The sequence below is a fragment of the Sphingobacterium sp. Lzh-3 genome, from assembly GCF_046764375.1.
GTDB lineage: Bacteria > Bacteroidota > Bacteroidia > Sphingobacteriales > Sphingobacteriaceae > Sphingobacterium.
Genome location: NZ_CP177226.1, coordinates 3,253,559 through 3,268,035, shown reverse-complemented (window position 1 = coordinate 3,268,035; position 14,477 = coordinate 3,253,559). Strand labels below are relative to the sequence as shown.

General features: G+C 35.6%; 17 protein-coding genes and 1 pseudogene. 8 read left to right on the top strand and 10 right to left on the bottom strand.

Features of this window, described 5'->3' with window-relative positions:
* The first annotated feature begins 17 nt into the window (after positions 1-17).
* The 6 genes from ACLCDV_RS13685 to ACLCDV_RS13660 all read left to right on the top strand — a co-directional run bounded on the left by ACLCDV_RS13685 (position 18) and on the right by ACLCDV_RS13660 (position 4,807).
* Positions 18-464, top strand: coding sequence for a tetratricopeptide repeat protein (locus ACLCDV_RS13685; protein ID WP_411971411.1), 447 nt, complete (start codon positions 18-20; stop codon positions 462-464).
* A 312-nt stretch (positions 465-776) separates the two neighbouring features.
* Positions 777-1,688 carry a tetratricopeptide repeat protein gene (locus ACLCDV_RS13680; RefSeq protein WP_411971410.1) on the top strand — a complete coding sequence of 304 codons (912 nt, stop codon included), beginning with the start codon at positions 777-779 and terminating at the stop codon, positions 1,686-1,688.
* A gap of 518 nt (positions 1,689-2,206) precedes the next feature.
* Positions 2,207-2,764, top strand: a complete 558-nt coding sequence (locus ACLCDV_RS13675) for a hypothetical protein (protein WP_411971409.1) — start codon at positions 2,207-2,209, stop codon at positions 2,762-2,764.
* A 52-nt stretch (positions 2,765-2,816) separates the two neighbouring features.
* The gene (locus tag ACLCDV_RS13670; protein ID WP_411971408.1) at positions 2,817-3,380 is read left to right on the top strand and encodes a hypothetical protein; all 564 of its coding nucleotides are present in this window, start codon (positions 2,817-2,819) and stop codon (positions 3,378-3,380) included.
* A gap of 353 nt (positions 3,381-3,733) precedes the next feature.
* A complete protein-coding gene (locus tag ACLCDV_RS13665) occupies positions 3,734-4,429 on the top strand; it encodes a DUF3784 domain-containing protein (RefSeq protein WP_411971407.1) in 696 nt (231 codons plus the stop codon).
* 138 nt (positions 4,430-4,567) lie between these two features.
* Positions 4,568-4,807: a hypothetical protein gene (locus ACLCDV_RS13660; protein WP_411971406.1), complete on the top strand. Its 240-nt coding sequence runs from the start codon at positions 4,568-4,570 to the stop codon at positions 4,805-4,807.
* Positions 4,808-4,969: 162 nt separating this feature from the next.
* Here the strand turns inward: ACLCDV_RS13660 and ACLCDV_RS13655 are convergent, their stop codons facing one another.
* From ACLCDV_RS13655 to ACLCDV_RS13645, 3 genes are all read right to left on the bottom strand, one after another.
* Positions 4,970-7,831 carry a response regulator gene (locus ACLCDV_RS13655; protein WP_411971405.1) on the bottom strand — a complete coding sequence of 954 codons (2,862 nt, stop codon included), beginning with the start codon at positions 7,829-7,831 and terminating at the stop codon, positions 4,970-4,972.
* A gap of 330 nt (positions 7,832-8,161) precedes the next feature.
* Positions 8,162-8,323, bottom strand: a complete 162-nt coding sequence (locus tag ACLCDV_RS13650; protein WP_411971404.1) for a hypothetical protein — start codon at positions 8,321-8,323, stop codon at positions 8,162-8,164.
* Positions 8,324-8,536: 213 nt separating this feature from the next.
* The gene (locus ACLCDV_RS13645; RefSeq protein ID WP_411971403.1) at positions 8,537-9,004 is read right to left on the bottom strand and encodes an MFS transporter; all 468 of its coding nucleotides are present in this window, start codon (positions 9,002-9,004) and stop codon (positions 8,537-8,539) included.
* 521 nt (positions 9,005-9,525) lie between these two features.
* On the opposite strand from ACLCDV_RS13645, the gene ACLCDV_RS13640 reads away from it, so the two are divergent.
* On the top strand, positions 9,526-9,984 hold the full coding sequence (locus ACLCDV_RS13640) for a nuclear transport factor 2 family protein (RefSeq protein WP_411971402.1): 459 nt from the start codon (positions 9,526-9,528) through the stop codon (positions 9,982-9,984).
* A 364-nt stretch (positions 9,985-10,348) separates the two neighbouring features.
* Here ACLCDV_RS13640 and ACLCDV_RS13635 read toward each other — a convergent pair whose 3' ends face one another.
* Positions 10,349-10,504: a hypothetical protein gene (locus ACLCDV_RS13635; RefSeq protein WP_411971401.1), complete on the bottom strand. Its 156-nt coding sequence runs from the start codon at positions 10,502-10,504 to the stop codon at positions 10,349-10,351.
* A gap of 64 nt (positions 10,505-10,568) precedes the next feature.
* On the opposite strand from ACLCDV_RS13635, the gene ACLCDV_RS13630 reads away from it, so the two are divergent.
* Positions 10,569-11,186 carry a hypothetical protein gene (locus ACLCDV_RS13630; RefSeq protein ID WP_411971400.1) on the top strand — a complete coding sequence of 206 codons (618 nt, stop codon included), beginning with the start codon at positions 10,569-10,571 and terminating at the stop codon, positions 11,184-11,186.
* 2 nt (positions 11,187-11,188) lie between these two features.
* On the opposite strand, the gene ACLCDV_RS13625 is transcribed toward ACLCDV_RS13630, so the two are convergent.
* The 6 genes and pseudogenes from ACLCDV_RS13625 to ACLCDV_RS13600 all read right to left on the bottom strand — a co-directional run bounded on the left by ACLCDV_RS13625 (position 11,189) and on the right by ACLCDV_RS13600 (position 14,431).
* Positions 11,189-11,998, bottom strand: coding sequence for an AraC family transcriptional regulator (locus ACLCDV_RS13625; RefSeq protein WP_317666558.1), 810 nt, complete (start codon positions 11,996-11,998; stop codon positions 11,189-11,191).
* A gap of 137 nt (positions 11,999-12,135) precedes the next feature.
* A pseudogene (locus tag ACLCDV_RS13620) lies at positions 12,136-12,261 on the bottom strand (SDR family oxidoreductase); the annotation flags it as partial.
* Positions 12,213-12,347 (bottom strand): hypothetical protein, encoded by a 135-nt coding sequence (locus tag ACLCDV_RS13615; protein ID WP_411973945.1) that lies wholly within the window; start codon positions 12,345-12,347, stop codon positions 12,213-12,215. The pseudogene ACLCDV_RS13620 and the gene ACLCDV_RS13615, both read right to left, overlap by 49 nt.
* 38 nt (positions 12,348-12,385) lie before the next feature.
* Complete coding sequence (locus ACLCDV_RS13610) at positions 12,386-12,496, bottom strand: SDR family oxidoreductase (protein ID WP_317666559.1); 111 nt, start codon at positions 12,494-12,496, stop codon at positions 12,386-12,388.
* Positions 12,497-12,564: 68 nt separating this feature from the next.
* Positions 12,565-13,557 (bottom strand): SDR family NAD(P)-dependent oxidoreductase, encoded by a 993-nt coding sequence (locus tag ACLCDV_RS13605; protein WP_411971399.1) that lies wholly within the window; start codon positions 13,555-13,557, stop codon positions 12,565-12,567.
* Between the two features lie 274 nt (positions 13,558-13,831).
* A complete protein-coding gene (locus ACLCDV_RS13600) occupies positions 13,832-14,431 on the bottom strand; it encodes an NAD(P)H-dependent oxidoreductase (RefSeq protein WP_411971398.1) in 600 nt (199 codons plus the stop codon).
* Positions 14,432-14,477: the final 46 nt, after the last annotated feature.

Sequence of the window (14,477 nt, the reverse complement as noted above, 5' to 3'; positions counted from 1 at the left end):
TTGTTATTTTATATAATATGGCAAAAGGAGATAAATTATATTTTCAAGCTCTCAAAGAAGCGAGCAAAAATACTGAGATAGGAGATTCAAATGCACTTGAATTATTAAATAGAGCGATTGACAAGGGTAACAGTAAAGCGCAATATGCTTTAGCGACATGGTATCTATATGGGAAAACCGTCAAAAAAGATTATAAAGTAGCCGTTAAGCTGTTATTTGAATCATCCCTTCAGAACAATGAATTGGCCTGTTTTGATTTAGCCGTTTGTTATGAGAATGGTTTTGGCGTAAAAAAGAATATGAAAAAAGCTTTCTTGTTTTATTCCAAGGCTATCTTACTTGGTGAGAGACAATCTATTTACGAAGTTGGCCGCTGTTATTATTATGGCATTGGAGTTAATAAAAACCTCGACCTGGCTAACATATATCTTGCTATAGCCAGTTTGCATGGCATAAAAACGTAACTAAGTTTAAATTTGATATGAATTCTGCAAATAATAATGAGATATAAATCATTTCTTTTGAGGAATTTGGTGTCGAATAAATAAGACAGGTGGGAAGTTCTTATGTGAAGGAAGTTTTGGGTAATCATGGGGTAAGACTAAAATTTAAAGTTTCGCTTTGTATTCCGCAAAGCCAGTTGTTTTGACTTTTTTCTTAAATTTATTCAATTAATTGGCTTTTGCTTACTGTGTTGCTAAATTGAAATTTTCGCTTCAGTTTCTGCCAATGGCGCCAAGCCCTCAAACGTTTTAAGAAATGCTAAAATGACGACAATGATGAAAAGCGCAACACTTTTAATTTTCGGTTTGACTTTGGTATTTAGCCAAGTTTCTGGACAAACATTTAAGCAACAATTCAACGAACTTGTTTCTAAAAACGACACGTTAGGTCAACAACAGCTTTTAGACAAATGGGAAAGAGCAGACAGCAATGACCCTGAACTTTATATCGCTTATTTTAACTATTTTGTAAAAAAGAGTAATAAAGAAGTTGTAACTCTTGGACAAAACCCAAAGGGAACTGACGTTCTTCAGATTATGGATCAAGATAGTTCTAAAAAAGAGCCTGTTGCTTATATATATGGTGACACTTACTATGATCAAAACATTTTAAAAAAGGGTTTTGACTACATAGACAAAGGGCTTGCAAAACATCCGAACAGACTTGATATGCGTTTTGGCAAAATTTATTTGCTCGGACAAATTGAAGACTATGAAAAATTCACAGCTGAAATTATCAATACGATTGACTATTCTGATGTAAACAAAAACAAATGGACATGGGCAGACAACAACCCACTTGACGACCCCCCAAATTTTATGCTTAGTTCAATACAAGATTATCAACTTCAAATTTACAACACTGAAAATGACAGCTTGATTGAAAATATGAAACGAATTGCCGAAGCCGTTTTAAAATATTACCCTGAACATATAGAAAGTTTATCAAATATTTCAATCGTTTTTATGCTGCAAAAACAGTATGACAAAGCTCTTGACACTCTTTTGAAAGCCGAGAAACTAAAACCAAAGGACTACATTGTTTTGAGCAACATTGCACAAACATATAAACTAAAAGACGACGCAATAAATGCAATTAAATATTACGAACTGACAATCAAATACGGAGACGACCAAGCTAAAAACTACGCAAATGGACAAATCGAAGAACTTAAAAAGAAATAAAAGCACTTATATTCTCTGGCAGCAAAAATGAGACTGCGCATTATCATCAAATAAGTATTGCGTCACACGCAATAAGGCATCAGTTGAATCAGTCGAATTTCTTCGTTTTCGTTGAGCTCGTTTCGTTTCTTCTTTCTTTTAAATGATGTCGTTCTGGTTTCAGCATTTGGATAACCGCATTGTATTTCCCTCCGCGTTGGAACGAATATGTTTCAATATCGTCAAATGGGAAACCGTTTATAAAACCGGCAGAGGTTATTGAGTTGGCGTGTAAGCAATCTTTTGACATATAAAAATTCAATTATAGTTATATGCTAAACGTTCAAAAGCTTCATCTTTTTGTATATAATTGTTATATAACTAAGCAGCTAATTTACATATCTAATTTGTATCTTGATTCAACATGGTTAATCTGGTTATAAGGAAAGTACTGAACGATTATGTCTCTTTCATAAACGACCTCAAACTTCATTTATCTTCTAGGTGGAAATTTCAATTAATCAAAAATAATTTAAATTATGAAAAAGGTTCTCTTTAGTTTAGTTGTGTTAATATTGACATTGGTTATTTTTGATGCGAAGGGACAAACACAAAAAGACAACAAATACGATTTTTTTGATACCGTTGTAAACAACCACAATCAAATATTTCAGGCTTCGGGTATCCCCTCGGCCGTCGAAATGGTGCTAAAGTATTGTAAAGCGGTGGATTTTAACTTTTATGACTTGCAGATTAAATGGCAAAATAGAACGGATGGTTCTTTCCATGAATTTGACAAAAAGGAATTATACGGAGTTACTTTTTCCCGGAAATTTAATTTACCGCGGGATGAAAGTTTTCCTATGGATAGTCTTTTTCAAACGATAGAAAATGAATTGAAATCTGGTAAAAAGGTAATCATCGCGCTTCAGGTGGAAACAGGTTGGTCCATTTTTGTCGTCTATAAACAAACTTTGGATGGTGAATTTGTTTCTTACAGCAAATATGGAAGCCATACAACGATACTTAGAAATACAAAAGAAATTGTGAAAAAGTCTAACGGTACAGAAATCATAACGTACAATATTCCGTCTTAATTTTGGGAAGATGCCAGCATTTCTTGTTTTATAATCAAAAATAATTTAAATTATGAAAAAGGTCCTCTTTAGTTTAGTTGTGTTAATATTCACATCTTTTGTTTTTCATTCGAAGGCTCAAACACAAGAAAAAGATAATTTTGAGTTTTTTGACACTGTCATAAACAACCATAATCAACTCTTTCAAATGTCCTGTATCCCATCTGCTGTCGAAATGATTCTAAAGTATTATAAATTAGTGGATTTTGATTTTTACGGTTTACAAAACGAATGGAAGAACAAAACTGATGGCTCTTTTCGTGATTTTGACAATAAAGTACTATACGGTATTACTTTTTCTCAAAAATTTGTTTTGCCTCGGAATTCAACCTTTCCGATGGACAGCCTTTTCCAAACTATAGAAAACGAGTTGAAGTCTGGGAAAAAAGTGATTATCTCACTTCCAGCAGACGGCAACTGGCATATGTTTGTTGTATGTAAACAAACTCGGGATGGAGACTTTGTATCATATAGCAAACTCGGAAGTCATACCTTAATACTTAGAAATACAAAAGACATTGTGAAAAAATCTAATGGTACGGAAATCATGACTTATAGCACTCCATCTGGTATGTAGCCTTTTTAAGATTTTAATCCAATGATTGCATTAGTGTTACACAGTGATTGCATAGTAGGTTATTGGTTTTATAACTCCAATGGGATCTTTGCATATCAGTTATTACTGTTTTGAAATAAATATAATCCAACTAGCATAAGTTTTGATCAAACTTGTGAAGAGGATATTATAATTAGGCTAATTGAGATCAGCAAAAGAGAAATAGTGAAAGTGTTAATAGATTAGGAATAAGGAAAAAAAAGCAAATTTTAAAAATAATTTAAAGAGTATTTGTTTTATTTGAAACTAAAATATTTTTTATATTTGAAGATAATTATAAACAGAGCACATTTTAGCCAATTTTCTTTAGAAGAATGTTAATGTATTTATTCTTTCTGATAATGCTACTTATGGCAATCGTTGTCAACGAAAAAAATGCCCGTTATATTCTTGCTGGGTATAATTCGATGCCATCAATTGAAAGGCGACAATTTGAGTTGAAAAAATTTCTGAAATTTTTCAAAAATTATCTTTTGATATTGGCTGTTTCCTATCTTGTTATTGGATCTATACTTTTTCAGATATTTGATAATGCTAATATCGGTATTCTATTTTCTGTATTATACCCGATTTTTGGCTTTTTTCTTTTAATATATAGGTCCTTAAGTTATTATAGGAACACTTCTAAAACTAACCTGTTAGTCTTAGGTGTTGGGATGGCTATCATTATTGCAATTATAAATGCTATTTTTATAGGGTTAAGCAATCCCACAATAAAATTGAATGATAATAAGTTATTCATTTCTGGTCCCTACGGACAAATATTAGATATAAATGATATTGTAGCAATTGAGAAGATATCTGCACCTATTCAAACGAAAAAGATAAGTGGTTTTCAAATGGGGAATGTCCGTAAAGGGAAGTTTGAGTTCCCAAATAATGAAATAGTGACCATTATATCAACAACCGATAAAAATTACTTAAGGATAATTACAAAGTCTTCCAAGTATATTATAGACTTCGACAGTGTGTTGCAAACTAAAATTAATGAGAAATTAAAAAAACTATAAATTTTGATCACTTTAAGTGAGATTGTTCACTCGATTATATTTTTTTGCCGTAGACGACGGATATCTAATTAGCGTAGATTGAGGTAAATTAGGAGGGCACTTTATTAGTTCTCTACAAACGGTAAAAAGAATTATAAGGTGTTTATGGGCGGGGTGGGGCTGGTTGCCGATGTGTCGGGAAGGAATAATATGGAGCAGGATTTCTATATACATGCTGCATGGGTCAAAACTTATTTTACACTAACGAGACTAATTTATACCGACCATGAACTGATGATGAAAAGTAATGCCTATACAAATTTGGCGGTGATCAGTATTTGGGCGTTTATTTTCTTCTCTTCGGGACTCCATATAGAACAGTTGCAAGGAGAGCTATAAAAGCCAATAAGTGGGTTTTAGAATTTATTGAAAATTCGGATGTAGAGAAAACAGCTAGAAAATATAATATTTATGGATAAATCAGATGATGCGTTTTGCTAGAAATTACTGAAGGCCGAATTGTCTAGTCTGACCTTCCCAAATGAAATTCAACCATAACTACTAAACGCTAATATATTTTTTGAGTACTTCAAGAAGTTCTACCCGCCGTATCGGTTTGGGAAGAAAGTCATTCATTCCGGATTCAAGGCATTTTTCTTTTTCCCCCAGTACATTTCCAGCTGTAACGCCTATGATAGGTATATGTTGATATTCTGGCAACATTCTAATATGTTGTGTTGCCTCGATACCACTCATGATCGGCATTTGTACATCCATGATAATAAGGGAAAACTGCTTTTTCCTGCATTCTTCCAAAGCCTGTAAACCATTTGCCGCCTCGGTTAGAAGTATATTGGGAGCAAGAGACTTCATTATCCTATTGTTCAGGACCATATTAACAGGGTTATCATCAACCAAAAGTACATCTAATTCTCGCTCAAATGCATGCGATTCTTTCTCAGGCTGATTCTTAACTATTTCTATTACTGTGCTTCGGTCTACCTTTTTAAGGGTTTTGTATAGATCATGTGATTTTATAGGCTTCAACAGCAAATGTGTATTTTCTATTTTCCTAACTGAAGTAAGTATATCCAGCTCTTCCGAAGAGGAAGAAAGTACTATAAATGGAGCAACCTCTTTTCGCTGATTTAACAAGCCTTTTATTTTATCTATTGTTTCCAATCCGGACATAATAGGCATATGATAGTCCATCAAAATCACATCGAACCGCTCACCTTTCAACATGATATCCAAGGCTTCCATTCCATTAGAAGCCAATGTGGATTTGATATTTTTATAGCTAAGCATGTGTTCAAGGATAATCCTGTTGCTTTCATTATCATCCACCACTAAGGCTGATTTAATAGTCGTTTCATCCTCTTCTTTCCATTCAGACATTTCGTAAGGAACCTCAAGGTCGAAGAAAAATACAGAACCGCTGCCCACTTCGCTGGTCAGTGACAAATGACTTCGCATATATCCCAAGATATTGTTGGAGATGGTTAGTCCCAGTCCGGTGCCGCCAAATCGTTTACTGATTGAACTGTTTTCTTGGGTAAAGGCATCAAAAATATATTTCTGTTTCTCAACAGGGATGCCGATTCCGGTATCTCTTACCGAGAATCGTAAGGCAATCGTATGATCATCCATGCGTAACTTCTCTACTTTTAGTTCGATCTCGCCCTTTTCTGTGAATTTCACGGCATTTCCTAACAGATTGATCAAGATCTGTTTTAACCTGATTTCATCAATGAAAAGTATTTTTGGAAGGCTCGGCTCAACGTTGAGAAGAAGTTCGATGTTTTTTTTCTGGGATTGATAAAGAATAACATTGATGACTTGGCTTAACATATCATACACATCACTTTTTTCAATCAAAAGTTCCATTTTTCCGGATTCTATTTTAGAAAAATCCAGTATATCATTAATAATGCTAAGGAGGTTTTCCCCTGATTCATTGATGTAATGCAGATATTGCGTCTGTGCTTCATTCAGTGGTGTCCGGAGTAGAAGGTCGGAAAAACCAATAACTCCATTCAAAGGGGTACGGATCTCATGACTCATATTGGCCAAAAATTCGGATTTTGCTCTGCTGGCTATATCTGCAGTTTCCTTCGCATTTTTCAATTCCTCGTTTATTTTTACGGCATTTGTAATATTCTGTATGGAAATAATTATACCTCCAATCTCATCTTTTGTAAGATACCACGGTCCGACTTTAAGATCGTAATGTTGAATTTCTTCTTTTCCTTCCACTTTTAGCGCAAAATCCCCATCGATGTACGTTTCTCCCAAAAGCGCATTCCTGTAAATCTTTTTTCTTTCTTCGGGAATATTGGGCGATATTGTAAACAGGTTATTGCCGATAAGGTCGACATTATTCATACTAAATTCATCTCGCCACCTGCTGCTTACAGCAACGTAGTTAAGGGCTCTGTCAAACATCGCCAAAGGAATAGGAACATCTGTAGCACAGGACTGCATCATAGCTTCTTTCTGAGCAACTTCCAAAAACATTTTTTTGAAGGCATCAATGTTCTGGATAATTCCAAAAACCCTGTGACAAACTTCATTTTCAAATTCGGGAATCCCTTTTACTCTTACCCAGATGGTGACGCCGTCGTTACGCAGAAGTTGCAGCTCCTCATCGAATGGAATTCCTTGTTCTACTGCTCTTTTAAATAGAAATTCTATTCTCGCTCTGTTTTTCCCTTCGTAAAATCCAAGGGCATTTTCATAAGTTGGTTGGAAATTAATGTCAGTTTTATGAATTTCTCGGACACTTTGAGACCAGATGAGCTTTCCGGTCTTCATATTGACTTCCCAGCCTCCCACTTGGGCAACTGCGCTTGTTTCCTCAAGCATTTCCTTCGTGTAAAACAGATCTTTTTCCAACTTATCCCGGCGCATAATGTCCGATTTTAGTTGAATATAGACGAAAATGGTGACGCCAATAGCCGCGACTGCTGAAAAGATAATGAATAAAACGGTCCGTTTGGTGGAGTTATTCAGATCTTCATTTTTTAGGGCAAGCTGAACTTCCTCGTGTTTCACAAACTCCTGAACGAGCATTCGGCATTTATCCATGGCCATCTTGTTTTGAACAAGTTCTTCTGGAGTCATTAATATTCCCTTTGTACGATTATCAATCAACAAGACATATTCTTTCATCAACATGTCTGAGGTATGCAGCAGTTCATGAAGGATATTAATCTGGAGTTTATCGTTAAGATTAAACCTATCTTTGTTAGCAACAAGCAGCGGATATTCATTCCTGCTTTTATTGAAAGGTTCAAGAAAATTTTCACGGCCGGTAAGCTGATATCCCCGATTGCCCGTTTCGGCATTTAACAGCGTGTTTAAAATATCTTTTATTAAACTGATAGACTCCTTCGTTTTTAAGAGGCTTTTCCTGCTCTCCATCTGGTTATGTATGCTAACATAAGATGCTATAGAACCCGCAATCAATAGTATCAAAGACAGCATTACACCTATCTGGAGATTTCTTATAATTTTTTTTGGCATTGGTCGGTAGTTTACTGTTAAGATACTAAAAAAGTAGAATTGTATCTCTAATCAGTCAGTAATATTTGATGGCTTTCATCATGTTTCAATGAGATAGCTTATATTGGAGATTTCAACTATTGAGATCATGCGATCCACTTTAGCTAGCCTGACAAAACAGCTTTTCTGCAGATAGCGTTTATTATTTTTTGTATTTTGTTATTGCATAACCATCAAATCTTATTAACTCTAATTCTTCTTTTCCTTTAGGTAAGTTGTAATATTCCATTCGTACCAGCCATTTTCGTTTACCTCTGATGCTATCATGTCTTTTGGAATATTCTCTGTGTAAACACAATGTATTCCTTCGGTCAAATTTGCATTAAAGAATTGTTCGATATTGTTAGTCATTTGCCGTTATTTTTATCGCTCTAAAAGTATCCTTTTGCATCGAATATGTAAAAAGAGTTTTTAGGTTGGCATATAAGTTTAGCTCGAAGAGTCCAAAATAGAGCTGAAGATATTCTTCGTCCAAATTTTCAGATGAGACATGTCGTTCGTTGAGATTTTTGAGTTTGGATAATGAGGCTACTTACCTGTCTTCTAATATACTGGAACGACAAGCTATATAATGATTCCAAAAATTGAAAACAGCATAAAAGAATACCTGAGGTCAAAAAAAACCGAAATAAATCCAATCGCAGGTGGTCCGATTAAAAAACCTAAAAAGGCTATAGTTGATACTAGTGTAAGAGATATACTTGCATTAACCTTATTGTGTTTTCCTGTTACACCATATACCGTAGGAACACTGCATGAACCGCCGAGTCCAACCATCATAAATGCTAGGGTACATACAATTAAATTTGCTGATAATACAGATAGGAGTAAACCCGATGCCATAAAGATACCAGACATTTGTATAACTTTTTTTCTGCCAAATCTAACAATGAGATAATCTCCTAAGAACCTTCCGGTAGCCATCATTAAAACAAAGGAGGTATAACCCAGAATAATTAATTGTTTAGGTGCCTTTACAATATCTTGAAAGTAAACCCAGCTCCAATCAAACATTGCGCCTTCAATAGCCATGCTCAAGAAACCTATTATGTCCAGTTGAACTAAAGTTTTATCAAGGTATTTGAAGATAGAACTGCTAAAAGTAAAAGATGTAAAATAGAGCATCTGAAAAGGGAGCTATTTAATCAGAATGTCAACTGGACCATTTATAACTGTAACGGAAACTATTCTATTCAAAGTATAATTGAGAATAAAAGTGGCGACGGGTGGAATGAATTGATGCACATGGCTGGCTATGCAAAATCTACTAAAGATCTTGACAATATGCTATTTATTTTTATGACAATGCAAAAAAAGGAATAATATATATAGCGTATCTCACCGGGTGGTCCATATATTTTCCTTGACATACATTAATTAAATTTCTTAAACTAGATTATTGTTGAAAAGCATCCTTTTGATTGAACTTTGTGAGGTGAAAATTGTACATCTGTTCCGTAAAAAACTGTTTAATCTATTAATTTTCTTGATAGGTTTTTCAATTATAATCTCGGGGTAGCTTTTTTACTGTCAATGTTTAAATATTTAAAAAGATGAAAACACCGAAAGAAGTTATTGAGCTGTTTTTGGCCAATACAACCAATCCAGAGGTAATGAGGCCCATTATTAATCCTGATGCCACTTACATTTCATTAAATTTTGAGAATGCAGAATTACAGCGAATATTGCCGTGGGCTGGAACTCATAAAGGAGCTCAAGCCTTTATAGACACGTTTGCAGGAGTTAATGAATTTTGGACAATTCAGGCATTTGAAGTTCAGGATATATTTTCAGAGGATGAAAAAGTTGCAGTTTTTGGAACTTTTACCTATACATCGCGAACATTAAATAAGCAGATTACATCTCCTTTTTCTATCCTTGCAAAGGTTAAGGGGGAGAAAATCTATCATTTTATGTTTATGGAAGATACTTTTGCGACTACTGGGAGTTTCAGAGTAACCGCTGCCGGTAAATTCCAGAGTAATCCAAATGAACCAGAATTTGAACTGTAATATTTCTGACCCCAAATAGGCTATGCTCAAATGGGGGCTATTTGCTTCTTTTTAGTGCTATAATAGCAATATCGCTTTATATCGTTTACTAAATGGTTTGTTTGTGACTATTTTGGTTAAGGAGATTATTCCACCTATTTTGAAGTGTCTGAATTAGATCAGACACTTCTTTTTTTATTATTTAAAGATTTGCGCTTTCAAGTTTGAACCGTGAAGATTAAATCGGACTCTTGAAGAGTTTCCCCATAGTCTGTCGGTGTACACTCTCTCATATTTTTATTAGGTGTAATATTTCCTGAGCCATCTTTTACCGATAGAGTTTTATACCATATTTTGATATCTTACGGCTATCGTCTACAAAGCCCTAGTTTTTGTTTGATGGCCTAGCTACGATCATCAGACTAAGTTCCTCAAAATCCGTCATCGCTTCAACGTCTTTTTTCGTTGTGGATGTATTTATCGGATATGGAAATTGATTAACTTTTCCCGGCAATAGTATTTCTATTTGTTCCTTTCTCATTATTTTTTTATACGTCAATGATAAGACTACTATTAAATCCATTATGCGGTTCACTGATATAGCTGTGAGGACTGCATATAATTTCGGTGTTGCCGACTTTATAGTTTACAGAAGTATGCAAGGTTTACATCTTGTGGATGGACCGGGGCCTGCTAGAGCCAACTTCCATAACGAAAAAGAGTTTAATTCAATTCAAGGAACAAATGTATTACATCTACGCCCCGGATTGTTTTATTCTAATTTTTATGGAGCAGCTGATATGATTCGACAACAGCATATTATTGGAAATAATTTTGGTGGAAAAATTATTTTGGCTCTTTCTCATTCCCATGATATTGCGCAAGTAATATTTGAAGCTTTACATAACAATAATTTCAGTGGAAAATCCAGTGCCTACGCAGTGAGTGCCGAAATTACAGGATATGAAATTACCAACATATTGGGAAGGGGTACAAAATTTCCTGATCTGAAATGGATTGAATTTCCAGATCAAGTGTTGTCTGAAAATCTGCTCAAGCAGGGAAAGACCCCAGAAATGGCACATACTTATAACTTAGACATGGGGATCACTTTAAGGAATGGTGGGTTATTGAAAGATTATTTCAAAGAAAAACAAGGAATTCTTGCTGGAGCTTCAAGCTTTGAAAAGTTTGCCGAAGAGTTTACAGAAATTTTATTTTAATGTCAGAGTCTACTTTTTAGCAGACTTGGTGCAAACCCAAACTGCTTCTTAAACGCAGATGAAAAATGAGAAAGGTTTTCAAATCCTACCTCATAGCAAACTTCCAGTGGTTTTTTTTTCTTTTCGGTAAGCTGATAATAGGCAAGTTCCAAACGTTTATGCGTTAACCATCGTTGTGGAGTCATGGTAAATGCTTTTTTGAAATCCCGCTTAAACGTTGTGAGACTTCTGCCGGTGAGATAAGCAAACTTTTCCAATGGGAGATTAAACATAAAGTTTTTCTCCATATAATCTGCAAGATTGATCTTTCCGGGCTCCTCAAAATTAGCAAGTATATGATCGATCCTTTTATCCATTGTTCTGAGGATGCAAATGGCTTCTGTAATTTTAATCGCGGCAATATCCTCTGGGATATCTTTCATGTCAAAATAAGGAATAAGCGATGCTAAACAACTTTCCAGAAGAGGATGGTTATTAAAACAAAAAATTCTTGCTGAACTTTGCGGTTCGGAATCTATATTCTTGTCTGCATAAAAATTTTTTAATGTTTCTAATGATAAATGCATAACTACCGTTTTGTGAGGTTCACCGTCTTTGGGGTAATTAATGATAGTGGCCAACTGGTTTCTGGGAATCAGAAAAATATCCCCTTTTCCAAATAAATAGGTAGCATCGGCCTGTACAATCTTGGTTTCTCCGGAAAGAAACCATACCAACATATGCTGGTCAAACATAATGTCCGATTTGAAAAATTGGTCTTTATAGCTGGACAGCTTTATATCTTCGGTTATGTATCGGGCTTGGTATTCCATGATTTTTGCTTTTTTATGAAAGAAATCAATAAGATAAAGATAAGAAATAACATAATTTACGTTGTTTAAAAGTTCATTGTTAAAAATAGAAGAGGCACAATGGCTATCTTGCACCTCTTTTATGCTTGAAATTAATTCTAGATAGGTTGTCCGCCATCCACCAAAAAGTTGGCTCCGGTCAGAAAACTTGCATTTTCACTTGTTAAATAGTGAATCATATCTGCGACTTCTTCTGCTTTTCCATTCTTCTCCTTGGGATGCTTTGTATCAGATGGCTTTTCAGCTCGTCATTTAAACCGATTTTTTCCATGATTTCTGTGGCTATCGGTCCCGGACTTACGGTATTAATGCGTATTTTTTTTGAGGCCAGTACAAGGGCTGCTATTTTTACAAGGGCATAATATCAGCGCCGTTCTCTTTTAGTTTTTTAGCTGTGGCATAGCCAATACCGCTATTACCACCTGTTATTAACGCTACTTTATCTTTTAAATTTTTCATTTTTTTATATTTTAAACGACGGACGCAATACGTTAAATAAAACATTTAATGGGTAGATTTAACGGGATTTATGGATTGAAACGGATACCTGTCATCTCTTCAGTGAGTTTCCAAAGTCTTTTGGCATTGGTTTCGTCCAGTGAATAGCGATGTACCCCTTTTTGCGCGGTAATATCTGATGAGACTACCGCTATATCTCCGTCTTCGCAATAAACGCCGCCAATATGATCAAGTAGAGGACTTGTGGCGCACCATACTGTTGTGGCAGCTCCCTGTGGGATCGTCTTTAGCGATGCGGCCACTTCAGGTAACATGTTGCCGTTTGCATCCACAAAACCCATTTTTTGGAATAGCTCCAACGGGGCTTCTCTGCCTAATTCTGTTCCGCCGATAGAGCCGGGATGAACCGCATAGCTTCTGATATGGGAAGATTGTCCTCGCACGTCCAATTCCATTGAAAAAAGATTGACAGCGGTCTTGGATTGTCCATAACCCTGTAAAGTTTCATATTCACTGTACAGGAAATTAGGATCATCAAAATTGAAAGGTGCGAAATGATGACCATGAGAGGAAACATTAATTACTCGTGCTCCGTTGGCTTTTTTAAGAGATGGCCATAATCTGGAGGTGAGCTGGAACAACGCTAAATAATTAGTGGCTAGCTGTGACTCTATACCTCGTTCATCTCTACGCAAAGGAACCCACATAATACCTGCATTGTTAATAAGTAAATGTAAAGGTCTTCCTGAAGCGGTAAAATTTTTTGCGAAGGCATCAATAGAGGCGGGTGACATTAGATCCATTGCTGCTATTTCAACATTGGCCATTCTTTCCAGATTCTTTTTTGCTTTGTCGACATCGCGTGCAGCGACAATTACGGTGGCTCCGGCTGCTGCGAGTACTCTCGTAGTTTCCAGCCCAATTCCGGTATTGCCGCCCGTTACGATGGCTGTTTTTCCAGTAAGATCGATGTTTTGAATCACATCTTTGGCCGTTGATCTTGCATTGAAGCCTGAACCTATAGGTTGTTGTTGCGCTCCCTGATAATTATTCTTTTCCATTTTGAATACGTTTGATAGCTATTACTGATACAAAATTAGGAAGGATTAATATTTCCTGTTTTGTTCAAAAGGCCAAATTAACTTTGTCCAAAAGGGCAAGGGATTTTGATCAGGATATAAGCGGAAAAAAGGCAGGGTTGTGGATATCCTGCCTTTTATTCTAATATTTTGTGTTGAGTGTACATTACTCCCAAACCATGACCCGATTATTACTATTACAGCAATGCTAACGAATACAGCGAGGCTTATGATTAATTTTTTGATAAGATCAGTTTTAATGATTAGAAAGTTGAGAATTCATACCCATATATACATCCCTGATTGCTGCGAGCCACATTTTAACGACTTCAGGACTGGCCCGGTCAGCTTTATCAAAAAAGAAGTGCTCTTTGACCTGAAAACCACAGTAGGCATAGATACCTTTATCAGAAGTCAGTATTAATGCTTTATCCATACCGATCGAGGTATATTCTTCGTGGGATTTTCCGTGTGTATTGAGAATTATAGCCTGTTTTCCGGCTAATAATCCTTTTTGAATTCCCTGATCATAGCGGTAGGCAAATCCATAGCTGAATACTCTGTCGATATACCCTTTCATAATGGCTGGCATGCCGGTCCACCAAATCGGATAGATAAAGGTGACCACATCTGCCCAGGAAATATACTCTTGTTCTCGTCTGATAAGTTCATTAACGTAGCCTTTTCGTTGCCCGTTTATATCTTCCAGAGATAATACCGGATCAAATCCTAGGTGGTACAGGTCTCTGGTAATCACTTTATGCTTCTGTTGTTTTATAACGTTTTCAATAGCTTGTTTAAATTGAGCATTCAGACTTTCCTGATTGGGGTGGACGTAAATAATAAGGTGTTTCATATTGTTACTTTTAATTGATTGAACACTACAAAAGTAAGATAGGGAA

Coding starts and splice junctions, on each gene's coding strand:
- ACLCDV_RS13685 (WP_411971411.1), top strand. CDS start 18: ATGGCAAAAGGAGATAAATTATATTTTCAAGCTCTCAAAGAAGCGAGC.
- ACLCDV_RS13680 (WP_411971410.1), top strand. CDS start 777: ATGATGAAAAGCGCAACACTTTTAATTTTCGGTTTGACTTTGGTATTT.
- ACLCDV_RS13675 (WP_411971409.1), top strand. CDS start 2,207: ATGAAAAAGGTTCTCTTTAGTTTAGTTGTGTTAATATTGACATTGGTT.
- ACLCDV_RS13670 (WP_411971408.1), top strand. CDS start 2,817: ATGAAAAAGGTCCTCTTTAGTTTAGTTGTGTTAATATTCACATCTTTT.
- ACLCDV_RS13665 (WP_411971407.1), top strand. CDS start 3,734: ATGTTAATGTATTTATTCTTTCTGATAATGCTACTTATGGCAATCGTT.
- ACLCDV_RS13655 (WP_411971405.1), bottom strand. CDS start 7,831: ATGGAGAGCAGGAAAAGCCTCTTAAAAACGAAGGAGTCTATCAGTTTA.
- ACLCDV_RS13650 (WP_411971404.1), bottom strand. CDS start 8,323: ATGACTAACAATATCGAACAATTCTTTAATGCAAATTTGACCGAAGGA.
- ACLCDV_RS13645 (WP_411971403.1), bottom strand. CDS start 9,004: ATGGCTATTGAAGGCGCAATGTTTGATTGGAGCTGGGTTTACTTTCAA.
- ACLCDV_RS13640 (WP_411971402.1), top strand. CDS start 9,526: ATGAAAACACCGAAAGAAGTTATTGAGCTGTTTTTGGCCAATACAACC.
- ACLCDV_RS13635 (WP_411971401.1), bottom strand. CDS start 10,504: ATGAGAAAGGAACAAATAGAAATACTATTGCCGGGAAAAGTTAATCAA.
- ACLCDV_RS13625 (WP_317666558.1), bottom strand. CDS start 11,998: ATGGAATACCAAGCCCGATACATAACCGAAGATATAAAGCTGTCCAGC.
- ACLCDV_RS13610 (WP_317666559.1), bottom strand. CDS start 12,496: ATGAAAAATTTAAAAGATAAAGTAGCGTTAATAACAGGTGGTAATAGC.
- ACLCDV_RS13605 (WP_411971399.1), bottom strand. CDS start 13,557: ATGGAAAAGAATAATTATCAGGGAGCGCAACAACAACCTATAGGTTCA.
- ACLCDV_RS13600 (WP_411971398.1), bottom strand. CDS start 14,431: ATGAAACACCTTATTATTTACGTCCACCCCAATCAGGAAAGTCTGAAT.